At 67.7% G+C, this 14395-nt stretch carries 16 protein-coding genes and 1 pseudogene; 2 read left to right on the top strand and 15 right to left on the bottom strand.

Features of this window, described 5'->3' with window-relative positions:
• Positions 1–106 precede the first annotated feature (106 nt).
• From pgeF to lgt, 3 genes are read right to left on the bottom strand one after another with little or no spacing between them, the layout of a single operon-like run.
• Positions 107–865 (bottom strand): peptidoglycan editing factor PgeF, encoded by a 759-nt coding sequence (pgeF, locus tag G8O29_RS05870; protein WP_166402304.1) that lies wholly within the window; start codon positions 863–865, stop codon positions 107–109.
• Positions 865–1917: a class I SAM-dependent methyltransferase gene (locus tag G8O29_RS05865; RefSeq protein WP_166402303.1), complete on the bottom strand. Its 1053-nt coding sequence runs from the start codon at positions 1915–1917 to the stop codon at positions 865–867. Before G8O29_RS05865 ends, pgeF begins: the two co-directional genes overlap by 1 nt.
• Positions 1914–2783 (bottom strand): prolipoprotein diacylglyceryl transferase, encoded by an 870-nt coding sequence (lgt, locus tag G8O29_RS05860; RefSeq protein ID WP_437440798.1) that lies wholly within the window; start codon positions 2781–2783, stop codon positions 1914–1916. Before lgt ends, G8O29_RS05865 begins: the two co-directional genes overlap by 4 nt.
• A gap of 144 nt (positions 2784–2927) precedes the next feature.
• On the opposite strand from lgt, the gene G8O29_RS05855 reads away from it, so the two are divergent.
• Positions 2928–3182: an accessory factor UbiK family protein gene (locus tag G8O29_RS05855; protein WP_166402301.1), complete on the top strand. Its 255-nt coding sequence runs from the start codon at positions 2928–2930 to the stop codon at positions 3180–3182.
• Positions 3183–3274: 92 nt separating this feature from the next.
• Here the strand turns inward: G8O29_RS05855 and G8O29_RS05850 are convergent, their stop codons facing one another.
• The 10 genes and pseudogenes from G8O29_RS05850 to G8O29_RS05805 all read right to left on the bottom strand — a co-directional run bounded on the left by G8O29_RS05850 (position 3275) and on the right by G8O29_RS05805 (position 12444).
• On the bottom strand, positions 3275–4033 hold the full coding sequence (locus tag G8O29_RS05850) for a TIGR02186 family protein (RefSeq protein WP_166402300.1): 759 nt from the start codon (positions 4031–4033) through the stop codon (positions 3275–3277).
• A complete protein-coding gene (locus G8O29_RS05845) occupies positions 4030–4950 on the bottom strand; it encodes a sulfite exporter TauE/SafE family protein (protein WP_166402299.1) in 921 nt (306 codons plus the stop codon). Before G8O29_RS05845 ends, G8O29_RS05850 begins: the two co-directional genes overlap by 4 nt.
• Before the next feature lie 83 nt (positions 4951–5033).
• Positions 5034–5837, bottom strand: coding sequence for a purine-nucleoside phosphorylase (locus G8O29_RS05840; protein WP_166402448.1), 804 nt, complete (start codon positions 5835–5837; stop codon positions 5034–5036).
• 98 nt (positions 5838–5935) lie between these two features.
• A pseudogene (locus G8O29_RS05835) lies at positions 5936–6734 on the bottom strand (ABC transporter permease).
• Positions 6734–7834: an ABC transporter permease gene (locus G8O29_RS05830; protein WP_166402298.1), complete on the bottom strand. Its 1101-nt coding sequence runs from the start codon at positions 7832–7834 to the stop codon at positions 6734–6736. Before G8O29_RS05830 ends, G8O29_RS05835 begins: the two are co-directional and overlap by 1 nt.
• Before the next feature lie 178 nt (positions 7835–8012).
• Positions 8013–9557, bottom strand: a complete 1545-nt coding sequence (locus G8O29_RS05825; protein ID WP_166402297.1) for an ABC transporter ATP-binding protein — start codon at positions 9555–9557, stop codon at positions 8013–8015.
• 119 nt (positions 9558–9676) lie between these two features.
• Positions 9677–10672, bottom strand: coding sequence for a BMP family lipoprotein (locus tag G8O29_RS05820; protein ID WP_166402296.1), 996 nt, complete (start codon positions 10670–10672; stop codon positions 9677–9679).
• Between the two features lie 156 nt (positions 10673–10828).
• The gene (gene rimI / locus G8O29_RS05815; protein ID WP_166402295.1) at positions 10829–11260 is read right to left on the bottom strand and encodes a ribosomal protein S18-alanine N-acetyltransferase; all 432 of its coding nucleotides are present in this window, start codon (positions 11258–11260) and stop codon (positions 10829–10831) included.
• On the bottom strand, positions 11257–11859 hold the full coding sequence (gene tsaB / locus G8O29_RS05810) for a tRNA (adenosine(37)-N6)-threonylcarbamoyltransferase complex dimerization subunit type 1 TsaB (RefSeq protein ID WP_166402447.1): 603 nt from the start codon (positions 11857–11859) through the stop codon (positions 11257–11259). The genes rimI and tsaB overlap by 4 nt, the downstream gene beginning before the upstream one ends.
• Positions 11860–11880: 21 nt before the next feature.
• Complete coding sequence (locus G8O29_RS05805) at positions 11881–12444, bottom strand: NifU family protein (protein ID WP_128513972.1); 564 nt, start codon at positions 12442–12444, stop codon at positions 11881–11883.
• 139 nt (positions 12445–12583) lie between these two features.
• Here G8O29_RS05805 and G8O29_RS05800 point away from each other — a divergent pair, with 139 nt between their 5' ends.
• Complete coding sequence (locus G8O29_RS05800; RefSeq protein ID WP_166402294.1) at positions 12584–13705, top strand: baeRF11 domain-containing protein; 1122 nt, start codon at positions 12584–12586, stop codon at positions 13703–13705.
• 46 nt (positions 13706–13751) lie between these two features.
• Here the strand turns inward: G8O29_RS05800 and G8O29_RS05795 are convergent, their stop codons facing one another.
• Positions 13752–13904, bottom strand: coding sequence for a hypothetical protein (locus tag G8O29_RS05795; RefSeq protein ID WP_166402293.1), 153 nt, complete (start codon positions 13902–13904; stop codon positions 13752–13754).
• Positions 13905–14026: 122 nt separating this feature from the next.
• A complete protein-coding gene (locus G8O29_RS05790) occupies positions 14027–14395 on the bottom strand; it encodes a diacylglycerol kinase (protein WP_166402292.1) in 369 nt (122 codons plus the stop codon).

The raw sequence follows: 14395 nt of genomic DNA, 5'->3' as shown, positions 1-14395 counted from the left end.
CCCCGGCGCTATTCAACCTGCACGAAAGATGCTGATGCGCGATTGCGGCAAGGTTGGGGAAGCGCGGTGCAGCAATCTGGGCTTTTTCAGGCCGCGTTGCCCGGGATCAAAGCCTGATTGTTGAAATGAGCCGCCCGTAATCCGCCTCTCCGGCGTGGGTTGTCCTGCGATAGGAAAAGAATCGCTCGGGATCGCGGTAGGTGCAATGTCCGGTCCACTCTGCCGTTTTCACCCCTGCGTTGCGCAGCCGATGCAGGCCGTATCCCGGCAGATCGAACAGCAGCCGGTCCCCCGGCCCCCCCGCAAAGAAGCGGGTGCTGTCCTCGTCCTCGGCGCGGAAGCGGTCGAAGAACTCGGGGCCGACCTCGTAGGCGGCCTGGCTGATCGTCGGTCCGATGACGGCGGTGATCCGCGACCGGCGGGCGCCCAGCGTCTCCATCGCGTCGATGGTCGCCTCCAGCACGCCATCCACCGACCCGCGCCACCCGGCATGGGCGGCGCCGACCACGCCCGCCTCGGGATCGGCGAACAGCACGGGCTGGCAATCGGCGGTCAGCACGGCCAGAAGCACACCCGGAGTCGCGGTGACCAGGGCGTCGGCCTCGGGGCGGATCGACAGCGGGCCGGTCACGGCAAGGGCGCGGGCCGAATGGACCTGATGCACGGTGACCAGCGCCTCGGGCCCCAGCCCCATCGCCTCGGCCACGCGCGCGCGGTTGATCGCGACGATCTCGGTCTGGTCCGATGATCCCGTGCCGCAGTTCAGCCCGGCGAAGATGCCCGAGGAGGCGCCGCCCTTGCGGGTGAAGAACCCATGGCGGGCCGCCAGCGCGTCCGAGGTGATGATTTCCAGCGTCGAGGGCATCAGGCGAATCCCGGAGGCAGCGGGGCGCCGGCCGAGGTGATGGCCAGCACCTTGAACAGCGAACCCATTTCCGCCGGATCGGTCAAGCGGCGATGCGCGGCACGATGACTCTCCAGTGCCGCGCCCGTCAGTCCCTGCGCCAGCCGCTCGGTGCGGGCGGCGATGCCCAGACGGGCAAGCACCGCCCCCTGCGTGTCATAGGCGTAGGCCGGGGCCAGGGCGGCCAGCGGCTCGAAATCGACATGGGCGGTCAGGTCGGCCTCGCCCGGATGGGCCAGCGGGTCGTCGGGCCGGTGCCGGCGCAGCGCCTGCAACGTGTCGCCCTGCGACCGCCAGCCGCCGTAGTCGATCCACCAGGCCACCCCGCCATGCCGTGCGATGCGGCGTGCGACCTCGGCCACCGCCAGACGGGCGGGCAGATTGTCCTCGACCAGCGCGCCTTCCGGTGCATGGCGGAAGGCCGGGGTATCGGGGACCTGCGGCAGGGGCGCGGACAGGCCGAAGGCCAGCCCCTTGTCGTCCAGGCCCACCAGCCGCTCGCGCCAGCCCTGCGGTCCGTGCTGGAACTGCCGGATGGGCAGCGCGTCGAGGAATTCGTTGGCGATCAGGAACAGGGGCGCCTCCGGCAGATCCTCGAGCCGGTTCACCCAGTCCGGGCGGTGGCCGGCCAGCCTTTCGGCCTGCACCGCCCGCAGATGCGGCGAGGCCTCGACCAGCACCAGCCTTGCGGCGGCATGAAAGCCGGGCACGCCCCGCGTCGCGCGCAAGGCGTCGGCCATCAGCGTGCCGCGGCCGGGGCCGGCTTCGGCCAGCGTGAAGGGGGTGGGCGCGCCCCGGTCCAGCCAGGCCTGCGCCAGCGCCAGGCCGAAAAGCTCGCCGAACATCTGGCTGATCTCGGGGGCGGTGATGAAATCGCCGCCCGCGCCGAACGGATCGCGGGTGGCGTAGTAGCCATGGACCGGATGCAGCAGACATTCGGCCATGTAGTCGGCAACGCTGATCGGCCCGGTCTCGCGGATGCGCTCGGCGATCAGGCGGGCGAGGGGGGTCATGGCCTTCGCGCGCGCAGGGCGAACCAGAGGCCCAGGGCGATCATCGGCAGCGACAGGAGCTGCCCCATGGTCAGACCGGCCTGCCCGACCTGCACCGCCCAGCCGATCGGATTGCCCTCGCTGACGAACTGCGCATCGGGCTGGCGGACGAATTCCACCAGGAACCGCGCCAGGCCATAGCCGGCCAGGAACACGCCCATCACCAGCCCCGGCCGCTTCAGCGCGCCGGTGCGGAAGGCAAGCCACAAGAGGACCAGAAGCAGGACCAGCCCCTCCAGCCCGGCCTGGTAAAGCTGGCTTGGATGGCGGGCGCACAGGCCCTCGACCCCCGGGCAGTATTGCGCGGCCTCGCCCGGGAAGATCACCCCCCAGGGCAGGGTGGTCGGGCGGCCCCAGAGCTCGGCATTGACGAAGTTCGCCAGCCGGCCCAGCATCAGGCCCAGGGGCGTGGCCAGCGCCAGCAGGTCGCCCAGCGACAGAAGCGGGATCCCCTCGCGCCGGCCGAACCACAGCGCGGCGACGACGACGCCCAGGAAACCGCCGTGGAAGGACATGCCGCCTTCCCAGACCTTCACGATCTGCAAGGGGTCGGCCAGGTAGGTCGGCAGATCGTAGAACAGCACATAGCCGAGGCGCCCGCCCAGGATCACGCCCAGGATGATCCAGGTCAGCAGGCGTTCCACCTGTTCCGGCACCATCGGCGCGGCGCCCTGCCACAGCCGCGGGCTGCGGATGGCGCGCAGCACGATCCACCAGCCGAAGAGGATTCCCACGATATAGGCCAGCGCATACCAGCGCAGCGCCAGGGTGAAGCCGAACAGCTCGATCTCGAAGAGATTCGGCGAAAGGTCGGGAAAGGGGATCATTCGGGCCCTCATCGCTTTGGCCCCGCTTGTCGCGGGCGGGGCTGGGGAAGTCAACCGCGCCACCCCCGGGCGCGACCCCGGCGGTTCGCCTTGTCCTCGTGCCCGGTCGGGACCATATAGGGTGTAAAGCCAGGAGGTGGCCAGATGCAGTCCCGCAACAAGTTCTTCGACGACATGAGCCAGCTCATGACCAATGCGATGGGCGTCGCCCAGGGTGCCCGGACCGAGGCCGAGACCGCGTTCAGAAGCTGGGTGGACCGCTGGCTGGCCGACCGCGACTTCGTGACGCGCGAGGAATTCGACGCCGTCCGCGCCATGGCGCAGAAGGCGCGCGAGGAGAACGCGGCGCTGGAGGCGCGGATCGCGGCGCTGGAGGCGGCGCTGGCAGGGAAGACGTGACCGGCCGACCGGCGCGGCGGCTCCGCTCGTCGGTGCCTTCGTCCCCGCTCGCCGCGGCAACCGACCAGGACAGGTAGTCGCACGAGGAGGCGTCAGGCCCGCATCAGCCGGAAGGCCGTCGAGGCGCCCCATCCGGCCACGGCGGCCAGAACCAGTGACAGCAGGCCATAGATCAACGGCCGCTCCTGCGCCAGATTGAAGAGGAACCGCTCCAGCCCTTCCTTGCGCACGCCGATCACCCGTTCCTGGCTGGCGATCACCTGCTTGGCGCGCAGCAGGAACAGCCGCACCTTGTATTCGCCCTCGGTCAGGTTCGAGGGCAGCACGATGTCGGTGCGGAACAGCGTGTCCTCGGTCAGTTCGACCTTGCCTTCCAGCACGCGGTAGCGCCCTTCCCCTGTCCGCACACGCATCAGCGCCTCGACGAATTCGCCGGACCTGTCGGCTTCGGCCGAGATGCCGATCGCGCGGATCACCCTGTCGATGGTGATGCCGTGGCGCAGGTTCTCGGTGTCCGACAGGATGTGCCGCAGCGGTCCGGTCGAGGCGACGGCATAGAAGCTGGGCGCGCTGTCGATCCGGACCGAGGCGGTGTTGACCCAGATCCCCGCGACGCGCCCCTTGCGGCGTACGGCAACGGGGGTGGAGGGGCCTTCGACCGTGATGATGACCTCGATCGGCCCGCCTTCCGGCGGCGGCGCCTCGCGCTTGACCGCGCCATAGATCAGGATCTCGGACCCGTCGAAATCCGCGGTGATCGAGACGCGGTTCTGGCTCAGCCCGGCGACGATCACCTCTTGCGCGGCGGCCGGCAGGGCCAGCAGCAGGTAAAGGGCCACCGCGCGGATCATGGCAGCACTCCGGCGACCGAATAGAGCTCGGACGGCATGACCAGCAGGTCGATGGCGATCCGCAGCGACACCGTAAGCACAAGCAGGGACAGCAGGATGCGCAGCTGTTCGGCCTTCAGCCTTACGCCGACCCGCGTGCCGATCTGTGCCCCGACCACGCCGCCAAGGATCAGAAGCAGCGCCAGAAGCATGTCCACCGTCTGGCTGGTGACGGCATGCATGACGGTGGTGAAGGCGGTGACGAAGATGATCTGGAACAACGAGGTGCCGATCACGACCTTGGTGGGCATGCCCAGAAGGTAGATCATCGCCGGCACCAGGATGAACCCGCCGCCCACCCCCATGATGGCCGACAGGACGCCGACCGAGGCGCCGATCAACAGGGGCGGGATCACGCTGATGTAAAGACCGCTGGCGCGGAACTTCATCTTGAACGGCAGGCCATGCACCCAGGAATGGACATGGGCGCGGCGGATGGGGGCCCCGCCGCTTTTGCGCGACTGCAAGAGGCTGCGCAGGCTTTCCTGGAACATCATCGCGCCGATCAGGCCGAGGAAGATCACATAGGACAGTTGCACGAACAGATCGACCTGCCCGCGCCGGGTCATCCAGGCGAAGATCCAGACCCCGATCGCCGAGCCGATCACCCCCCCGACCAGCAGCACCGTCCCCATGGTGAAGTCCACGCCCTTGCGGCGCAGCTGTGCCAGGACACCCGAGATCGACGAGGCGACCACCTGATTTGCGCCCGTGGCCACGGCGACGGCGGGCGGGACGCCGATGAAGAAGAGAAGCGGCGTGATCAGGAACCCGCCGCCGACGCCGAACATGCCCGACAGGAACCCCACGATCCCGCCCAGCCCCAGGATGAGGAAGGCATTGACCGAGACCTCGGCGATGGGGAGGTAAAGCTGCATCGGGGCGGCCCATTCCGGGCGAAAGCGGCGGGATCATCAAAGGGTTGCTTGGCTTTGCCGGCGAAGTCAAACCTCCAGTCGTCTCAATGCCGTGAGCGCAGGAATTCCCTCAGGATGCGTTCCAGTTTTGCCGCACCCAGGGGCGCCATGGTCTTGGTGTGCTCGTGGCTGATCCTTTCGTCCGACATGCCGGCGGCCATGTTGGTTATGGTGGAGATCGCCGCGACCCTCAGCCCCAGGAACCGCGCCAGGATCACCTCGGGCACGGTGGACATGCCGACCGCATCGCCGCCCAGCAGCTTCAGCATCCGGATCTCTGCCGGGGTCTCGAAGGAGGGGCCGGAATACCAGCAATAGACGCCTTCCGGCAGGTCGATCCCCTCGGAGGTCGCGGCGGCCTTCAGGGCCTCGCGCAGGGCGGGGTCGTGGGCATCGGTCATCGGCACGAAACGCGCATCGGTCTTTTCGCCGATCAAGGGGTTCAGGCCGGAAAAGTTGATGTGGTCGGACAGAAGCATGACGCTCCCCGGCGGCACGTCAGGCCGCATCGACCCCGCCGCATTGGTCAGGATCAGGCTTTCCGCGCCAAGCGCCTTCAGCACCTGCAACGGGAGCAGCATCGCCCGAGGATTGCCGCTTTCATAATAGTGCTCGCGCGCGCCGAAGACTGCGACGCGGACACCCTCCAGCCTGCCGATGTGCAGGTTCGGATTGTGGCCCGATACGCCCACATGCGGGAAGCCGGGCAGGTCGGCGTAGGGAATGGCAACGCCATCCACCGCATGGGCCAGATGGCCAAGGCCCGAGCCGAGGATAAGGCCCAGGGCTACAGGGGCATCCCCCGAACGGGCGCGGATCAGGCGGACAAGGGTTTCGGCATCGGACATCGGGTCGCCTCTGGCTGGCCGGAGAAGCGGGGGGTTTCGCACCCCCCGCACCCCCCGTGGGATATCTGCGGAAGAGAAAGACGATTTTCGTCGAAGTGTCAGCGTTCCTTCACATAGGGCTCGCCGCCCGCGCGGGGCGGGATCGCCTTGCCGATGAAGCCGGCCAGCACGATGACGGTCAGGATGTAGGGCAGGGCCTCGATGAAGGACACCGGCACCTTCACCCGCACGATCCCTTCCACAATGTCCGGCCGCGTCGCCAGCGCCTGGAAGAAGCCGAACAGCAGACAGGCCCACCACGCTGACCCCGGCGGTATCGACGGCGGCCGGGTTTTCCCCGACCGCGCGCAGGCGCAGGCCGTAACGTGTGCGGTAAAGCACGAACCAGGTCAGCGCGACGATGGCGAAGGCCATGTAGACCAGCACCGAATGGCCCGAGATCACCTCGGCATAAAGCGGCCCGATCACCGGCACCGGGCGCAGGGCCTCGGCGAAGGGCAGGGTCAGCTCGCCGAACCGCGCCGCTCCGGTCAGGGGCGGCGTGCGCCCGCCCTGGCCGAACAGCGCCTGCGCCGTCAGCACCGTCAGCCCCGAGGCCAGGAAGTTCAGCGCCACCCCAGCGATCAGCTGGTTGCCGCGAAAGGTGATCGAGGTGACCCCATGGATCAGCGCAAAGATCAGCGAGCCGCCGATCCCCGCCAGCGCGCCCACCCAGGCCGAGCCGCTGTAGAAGGCCACCGCGCCCGCGCACATCGCGGCCACCAGCATCTTGCCTTCCAGCCCGATGTCGAAGACGCCAGACCGTTCCGAGTAAAGCCCGGCAAGGCAGGCCAGCAAGAGCGGCGTTGCAAGCCGCAGGGTGGAATCGAGCAGTTGCAGCAGCGTTGCGTAATCCATCACGCGGCCTCCAGTCTGGACGTGCGGAACAGGGCGAAGATGCGCACCAGAAGCATCCGCACCATCATGTCCAGCGCTCCGGTGAACAGGATCACCAGACCCTGCACCACGGTGCGCAACTCGATCGGGATCTTGGTCCAGAGGCCCAGCTCGGCCCCGCCCTGGAACAGGAAGCCGAACAGCAGCGCCGCCAGCACCACGCCGATGGGATGGTTCCGCCCCATCAGCGCCACCGCGATGCCGATGAACCCCGCGCCCGAGGCCGAGTTGCCCAGCAGGCGTTCGGCTTCACCCATCACGTTGTTGATCGCCATCAGCCCGGCAAGGCCCCCGGAAATCAGCATGGCGATCATGATGATCTTGGTCGGATTGATCCCGGCATAGCGCGCGGCGGGTTCCGACTTGCCGAAGGCGCGGATCTGGTAGCCCAGCCGCGTGCGCCACAACAGAAGCCAGACCACCACCGCCATCGCCAAAGCGATGAAGAAGGTGACGTTGGCGGGCACGCCGCTGGTGAAGATCGCGTTCAGGCCCGGAATCTCGTTGAAACTCGGCAGATGCGTCGCGGGCGGGAAGTTCGCCGTGGCCGGGTCCATCTTGCCGGGGGGGCGCAGCACATCGACCAGCATGAAGATCATCAGGCTGGCCGCGATGTAGTTGAACATGATCGTGGTGATGACGATATGGCTGCCGCGTTTCGCCTGAAGATAGGCCGGGATCGCCGCCCAGGCCGCCCCGAACAGCGCCGCCCCCAGCGAGGCCGCGACCAGCGCGATCGTCCAGTGCGGCCAGGGGATGAACAGCAGCGTCAGCGCGACGCCAAGACCCCCCAGCTGCGCCTGTCCCTCGCCGCCGATGTTGAACAGGCCCGCGTGGAAGGCCACGGTCACCGCCAGCCCGGTGAAGATGAAACTGGTCGCGTAGTAAAGCGTGTAGCCCCAGCCGTAGGCGTTCATCACCGATCCCTTGACCATCACCGTGATCGCCTCCCACGGGTCCTGGCCGATGGCGACGATGACCAGGGCCGAGATGATCGCGGCCAGCGTCAGCGACACGAAGGGGACAAGGGCCACATCGGCCCAGCGTGGCAAACGGTCCATCAGGCGGCCCTCCAGAATGAACGGGGGGCGGCCCCCCCACCCCATCCCTCCCCCACGGCGGGAGGAGGGAGGTGCCCGGACGCTCCGTCAGGCATTCCGCGCACCCTCGCGAAATCAGGGCCTCTCCTCCCCCTCCGTGGGGAGGGGAGGGGGGTGGGGGGCTGCGTCAGGCCAACCATCATGCCGCCTCTCCCTTCCCCGTCACCCCGGCCATCAACAGGCCCAATTCCCGCTCATCCGTGGTCTCGGGGTCGCGGAAGCCCATGATCCTGCCGTCGAACATCACGGCGATGCGGTCCGAGAGGCTCATGATCTCGTCCAGTTCCACGCTGACCAGCAATATGGCCGCCCCCGCATCGCGCAGGGCGATGATCTGCTTGTGGATGAACTCGATCGCGCCGATGTCCACCCCCCGGGTCGGCTGGCCGATCAGCAGCAGCGCCGGGTTCTGCTCGATCTCGCGTGCCACAACGATCTTCTGCTGGTTCCCGCCCGAGAAGGACTTGGCCGCCAGCGTCGGGATCGGCGGGCGCACATCGAACTTCGCCATCTTCCGTTCGGTGTCGGTCCGGATCGCGTCGTTGTCCATGAAGAGCGCGTTCTTCTGGTATCTGGGATCGTTGAAATAACCGAAGGCCACGTTCTCCCAGGCGGTGAAGTCCAGGATCAGGCCATGGTGATGCCGGTCCTCTGGCACATGGGCGATGCCCGTGCGGCGGCGGCTCTGCCCATCCGCCCCCGTGCCGGAAAGCGGAAGGTCCGCCCCCTTCAACCACGCCCTGCCGGTGGCGCGGATCATGCCGCCAAGCGCTTCCAGAAGCTCGGTCTGGCCGTTCCCGGCCACGCCCGCTATCCCGAGGATCTCACCCGCGCGGATCTCGAAACTGACGCCTTTCAGCCGCTCCACCTTGTGCTCGTCGCGTACGCGCAGGTCCTCGACCTTCAGCACCACCTCGCCCGGTTTCGCAGGCGCCTTCTCGACCTCCAGCAGCACCTTGCGGCCCACCATCAGCTCTGCCAGCTGCTCCGGGCTGGTCTCGGCCGTCTTGACCGTGGCCACCATCGTGCCCCTGCGCATGACGCTGACGTTGTCGGTGGCCTCCATGATCTCGCGCAGCTTGTGGGTGATCAGGATCACCGTCTTCCCCTGATCCTTCAGCCCTCGCAGGATGCGGAACAGGTGGTCTGCCTCGTCCGGGGTCAGCACGCCCGTGGGTTCGTCCAGGATCAGGATGTCGGCCTGCCGGTACAGCGCCTTCAGGATTTCGACCCGCTGCTGGTGGCCGACCGACAGGTCCTCGATCAGCGCGTCGGGATCGACGTCCAGCTCATAGTCCCGGGCCAGCCGTTCCAGCTCGTTCCGCGCCTTCGACAGCGAGGTGTTCAGCATCGGGCCGTCCTCGACCCCAAGGATGATGTTCTCCAGCACCGAGAAATTCTGCACCAGCTTGAAGTGCTGGAAGACCATCCCGATCCCGGCGCGGATCGCGCTCTGGCTGTCGGGGATGGGGGTCGACTGGCCGTTGACGAAGATCTGGCCCGCGTCGGCCTTGTAGAAACCATACAGGATCGACATCAGCGTGGACTTGCCCGCGCCGTTCTCGCCGATGATGCCGTGGATCGTGCCCTTCGGCACCGCGATGTTGATGTCCCTGTTCGCCTGCACCGGACCGAAGGCTTTCGAGATGCCCTTCAGTTCGATGGCATAAGCCGGATCCGCCATGTCTTCCCCCTTGTCGGCCAGGGCACCCGCCGCTTGCGGCGCGGCTTTTCGGGGTGCTCTTGCTAAGATGCCGCGCCAGAGGTCTGGCGCGGCATCCTTCGTCTCGGGCTGTCAGCCGATCAGAACGAGGCGGCCGGGCAGGTGTTGTCCGACATGTAGTCGTGCACCACCAGCTCACCCGACTTGATCTTCTCGGCCGCGGCATCGACCGCCGCCTGCATCTCCGGGGTCACCAGCGAGGCGTTGTTCTCGTCCATCGCATAGCCGACGCCATCGTTCGCCAGCCCCATCACGTTGATGCCGGGGGTCAGGTTCTCGCCTTCCTTGAAGGCCTCATAGACGGCGTTGTCCACCCGCTTCAGCATCGAGGTAAGGACCTTGCCGGGGTGCAGGTAGTTCTGGTTGCTGTCGACGCCGATCGACAGGATCCCTTCGTCCGCCGCCGCCTGCAGAACGCCCACACCGGTGCCGCCGGCGGCCGCATAGATCACGTCCGCGCCTTGCGCCTTCTGGCCCTTGGCCAGTTCCGCACCCTTCACCGGGTCGTTCCAGGCGGCCGGAGTCGTCCCGGTCATGTTCAGCACGACCTTGGCATTCGGGTTGGCCGCCAGCACGCCCTGGGCATAGCCGCAGCCGAACTTGCGGATCAGCGGGATGTCCATGCCGCCGATGAAGCCGACGGTGCCGGTCTTGGTGGCCAGACCCGCCATCATGCCGACAAGGTAGGAGCCCTCATGTTCGTTGAACACGACCGATTTCACGTTCGGCTGCTCCACCACCATGTCGATGATCGCGAACTTGGTATTCGGGAAATCCGGAGCGACCTTGTTCAGCACGTCGCCGAAGGCAAAGCCGGTCATCACCACGGGGTTCGCGCCCGCTTCGGCCAGACGACGCAGCGCCTGCTCGCGCTGGGCCTCGTCCTGCATCTCCAGCTCCTTGTAGGTGCCGCCCGTCTCCTTCGCCCACCGCTCGGCCCCGTTGAAGGCGGCCTCGTTGAAGGATTTGTCGAACTTGCCGCCCAGATCGAAGATGATCGCCGGCTCGGCCGCCGCGACGCCCGACAGAAGGGCGACTGCCGATACGGCCCCGGCGAGGGATTTCATAAGGCTCATGGGTGTTCTCCCGGTTGATACAACACTTCTCCCGCCCAGTCCGCCGGTTTCCCGGTCGCGGGCGAGGTCTGGCGTTGATTAGCGACAAAGCCTCGATGAGGGTCAAGCCAGATTCGCGTGTGATCGGCAAAAACCTGACTCGTTGGTCAGGAAGGTCTAGGCCCCCGCTGCAACCGCCAGATCGCGTTGCAGGACCAGAGCGTCGATCGCTGGCCCGCCCTGGGTCCGGTAATAGCCCTTGCGCCGCCCCGCTGCGGTGAACCCCGCCGATTCGTAAAGCGCCAGCGCCGCGCCATTTTCGGCGGAAACCTCAAGAAAGGCGCGCTTGGCGCCGCGCAGCCGGGCCTGATACAGAAACCGCGCGACCAGCCTGCGGCCAAGGCCCCGGCGCCGGGCCTCCGGCTGGACGGCGAGTGTCAGAAGCTCGGCCTCGCCCGCGACCGCCCGGCCCAGAAGAAAACCCGCGTCCGCCTCGACCAGAAGAAAGCACAACGGGTCGGACAGGAAGCCGCTGAAATCGGCAGCACTCCACGGGGCAGGAGTGCGGAAACACCGGGCATGAAGCGCGGCCAGAGCCTCGGGCGTCACGGCAGAATCACCGGCGGCGGGTCAGCGGGCGGGGCAGCGTCGGCCCCGCGCAGGTAGAAGGGTGCAGGGCTGGGCTGCGGGCTGGCCGCCCGTTCGGCACCGATGCGGGCGATGGCCTCGACCAGCGGCATCGCCGGGGGCAGGGCGCCCGGCCCGGCGGCCGAGCCGGTGGCGGGGCAGGCCGGGACGATCCGGTCGGCCAGATGGGCAGGGCCCGGGCCTGCGGGGGTGAACAGCTGGACATAGACCTGACCGCGCCGCGCGTCCTCGATCACGACCAGCGGGCGCGGCAGGCCGTGGGCCAGTGCCTCCAGCCGGGACACGCCCACCGCCGGGATCCCCAGACCCAGCGCCAGCCCCCGGGCGGCGGCCACCGCGATCCGCACGCCGGTGAAGTTGCCCGGCCCGGTCCCGACCGCCAGCGCCCTGAGGTCGCGCCAGCCGATCCCGCCTTCGGCCAGCACCTCTTCCAGCATCGGCATCAGCCGCTCGGCCTGACCTCTTTCCATCGGCTCCAGCCGCTGGATCACCCGGCCCTGCAAAAGCAAGGCGGCCGCGCAATGCGCGGCCGAGGTGTCGAAGGCCAGGATGGGCAGCAGCACGTCCGTCAGGCCGCCCCGTTACGCAGCAACCGGGCGGACTTCCAGCACTTCCGGGATGTAGTGCCGCAAGAGGTTCTCGATCCCCATCTTCAGCGTCAGGGTCGAGGACGGGCAGCCCGCGCAGGCGCCCTGCATGTGCAGGTAGACCACACCCCGGTCAAAGCCATGGAACGTGATGTCCCCACCATCCTGCGCCACCGCGGGCCGGACGCGGGTGTCCAGCAACTCCTTGATCTGGCGAACCACATCGCCATCCTCGCCGGTGTGCTCGGCATGGCCGCCGCCGTTCGACCCCTCACCCTCGATCACCGGGGCGCCCGACTGGTAATGCTCCATGATCGCGCCCAGGATCTGCGGCTTGATATGCGCCCAGTCCACATCCTCGGCCTTCGTCACCGTCACGAAGTCGGTGCCGAAGAACACACCCGTCACGCCCCCCGCCGCGAAGATGCGCCTGGCCAGAGGCGATTTCGCCGCCGCCTCGGCGCTGGGGAAGTCGGCCGTCCCAAGCTCCAGCACGGTCTGGCCGGGCAGGAATTTCAGCGTGGCAGGGTTCGGCGTGGATTCGGTCTGGATGAACATCTGCGATCTCCGACAGGATCAAGCGGATATGCGCTCGCGACCCCCGCCTGTCAAGGCAGAGCGCCGCCGCAACCCCGCCGCAAGGTTGAACCGGGGCGGCACAGGCCCCACCTGTCCAAGGCATCACAATGAGGTCCAAATGCTTTACGTCGATATTCCCACCGCGCCCGAATTGCAGAAACTGGTCGCTCATCGCGGCGAGGCATCCGTGTCCTTCTACCTGCGCACCACGCCGGAAACCCAGAACATCGGACCGTCCCGGACCGAGCTGGGCAAGCTTCTGAAGACCGCGGTTGCGCAGCTGGAGGCCGTGGGCACCGAAAAGCGCACCATCTGGCCGATCGAGGAACAGGTTCACGACCTTCTCGACGACGACGACTTCTGGAAATTCCAGGCCAATGCGCTGGCCATTTTCGTCACACCCCAATCCTTGCGGTCGTTCCGCCTGCCGAACCACCTGACCGACATGGTCCAGGTCTCGGACCGGTTCCACATCAAGCCCCTTCTGCGCGCCGTGTCGGTCCAGCAGCATGCCTTCGTGCTGGCGCTGGCGGAAAACGAGGTGCGGCTGGTCGAGGTCTTTGCCGACCTGCCCGCGCAAGAGGTCAAGGTGCCCGGCATGCCGAAGGATGCGGCCTCGGCTGCGGGGACGGCAAATGTGAATACCCGCAGCTATTCGCAGCGCAAGGGGGGCGCCGAAGGGCAGAACATCCTGCTGCGCGCCTTCTGCCGCAAGGTTGATGCGGCCCTTCGCCCGGTGCTGGCGGGCCGGTCCGAACCCCTGATCCTGGCCGCGACCGAGCCCCTGGCCTCGATGTTCCGTTCGGTGTGCAGCCATGACCACCTGGCCGCCGATGGCATCAGGACCAGCCCGGTCCGCATGTCGGCCGCCGAACTGGCCGAGGCGGCGCGCCCGATCCTCGATGCGCTGCACGCCCGGATGATCGGCGACGTCCACGCGCTGTTCTCGGCGCGCGAGAACGAGGGCCGCGCCACGACCCAGATCGCCCGCGCCGCCCGCGCCGCCACCTTCGGTGCCGTTGACACGCTTCTGGTCGATATCGACGAGGTGGTGCCCGGCACCGTGGACGAGACCACCGGCGAAGTGACCTTCGAAAAGGAGGAAAGCGCCATCAGCTATGGCGTGGTGGACGAGATCGCGGGCCGGGTGCTGGCCTCGGGTGGGCGGGTGCTGGCGGTGCGGCGCGACGACATTCCGCAGCGCGCCTCGCTGGCGGCCATCCTGCGCTACGCGATCTAGGGCGCTGCCCCGGCCGGAGTGTCCCGGCCGGGGACAGATCCGGGCGTCAGGGCCGGTCGGACCCCCAATAGGCATACATCTGCTCCAGCGCCGTCAGGGGGCGCAGGGGCACGACCGGGGTCTCGGGCTTCTCGGCCTGATAGTAGGGTTCCACCGGCACGGGCGCGGCGGTTCGGCGCGGAAAGAGGTGGATCGACATGGTGCGGGCCTTTCATGGCAAGGCTCCTCCCTGCCTGCCAATATAGGCCGGTCGCGTGACGATCCCAAGGCAGATTTCTGCAATGCAGCATTGCACGCCCTGCCTGGGCGGCGGTCCGCCTGTCAGATCAGCACGATGCCCGCAAAAAGGACGATCGCGCCGATGACACAGGCCACCGCCAGCGAGCCCAGATCCTTGGCATCCCTGGCGAACTGCGACCAGCCCGGCGACAGGTGATCGACCAGAACCTCCAGCGCGGTGTTCAGCGCCTCGACCGCGATCAGCACCAGCCCCAGCGCCAGAAGCCCGCCGATTTCGGCCAGCGAGGCGCCGAAGACCAGGAAGACGACCAGAAGGCCCAGAATCAGCAGGATTTCCTGCCGGAAGGCACTTTCCCGCGCCAGCCGCCGCAATCCGGCCAGCGAATAGCCGGCCGCGGCCAGGAAATGCGCCGGCCCTGTCTTGCGCGGGGGCTTCTCCTCGACCGCCAT

Source organism: Rhodobacter calidifons (genome assembly GCF_011174775.1).
GTDB lineage: Bacteria > Pseudomonadota > Alphaproteobacteria > Rhodobacterales > Rhodobacteraceae > Tabrizicola > Tabrizicola calidifons.
This window is presented reverse-complemented; position numbering and strand designations above follow the sequence as displayed.

Excerpts from the sequence above, each read along its gene's own strand:
- pgeF (WP_166402304.1), bottom strand. The coding sequence starts at position 865 with ATGCCCTCGACGCTGGAAATCATCACCTCGGACGCGCTGGCGGCCCGC.
- G8O29_RS05865 (WP_166402303.1), bottom strand. The coding sequence starts at position 1,917 with ATGACCCCCCTCGCCCGCCTGATCGCCGAGCGCATCCGCGAGACCGGG.
- lgt (WP_437440798.1), bottom strand. The coding sequence starts at position 2,783 with ATGATCCCCTTTCCCGACCTTTCGCCGAATCTCTTCGAGATCGAGCTG.
- G8O29_RS05855 (WP_166402301.1), top strand. The coding sequence starts at position 2,928 with ATGCAGTCCCGCAACAAGTTCTTCGACGACATGAGCCAGCTCATGACC.
- G8O29_RS05850 (WP_166402300.1), bottom strand. The coding sequence starts at position 4,033 with ATGATCCGCGCGGTGGCCCTTTACCTGCTGCTGGCCCTGCCGGCCGCC.
- G8O29_RS05845 (WP_166402299.1), bottom strand. The coding sequence starts at position 4,950 with ATGCAGCTTTACCTCCCCATCGCCGAGGTCTCGGTCAATGCCTTCCTC.
- G8O29_RS05840 (WP_166402448.1), bottom strand. The coding sequence starts at position 5,837 with ATGTCCGATGCCGAAACCCTTGTCCGCCTGATCCGCGCCCGTTCGGGG.
- G8O29_RS05830 (WP_166402298.1), bottom strand. The coding sequence starts at position 7,834 with ATGGACCGTTTGCCACGCTGGGCCGATGTGGCCCTTGTCCCCTTCGTG.
- G8O29_RS05825 (WP_166402297.1), bottom strand. The coding sequence starts at position 9,557 with ATGGCGGATCCGGCTTATGCCATCGAACTGAAGGGCATCTCGAAAGCC.
- G8O29_RS05820 (WP_166402296.1), bottom strand. The coding sequence starts at position 10,672 with ATGAGCCTTATGAAATCCCTCGCCGGGGCCGTATCGGCAGTCGCCCTT.
- G8O29_RS05805 (WP_128513972.1), bottom strand. The coding sequence starts at position 12,444 with ATGTTCATCCAGACCGAATCCACGCCGAACCCTGCCACGCTGAAATTC.
- G8O29_RS05800 (WP_166402294.1), top strand. The coding sequence starts at position 12,584 with ATGCTTTACGTCGATATTCCCACCGCGCCCGAATTGCAGAAACTGGTC.
- G8O29_RS05795 (WP_166402293.1), bottom strand. The coding sequence starts at position 13,904 with ATGTCGATCCACCTCTTTCCGCGCCGAACCGCCGCGCCCGTGCCGGTG.
- G8O29_RS05790 (WP_166402292.1), bottom strand. The coding sequence starts at position 14,395 with ATGGCGGTCGAGGAGAAGCCCCCGCGCAAGACAGGGCCGGCGCATTTC.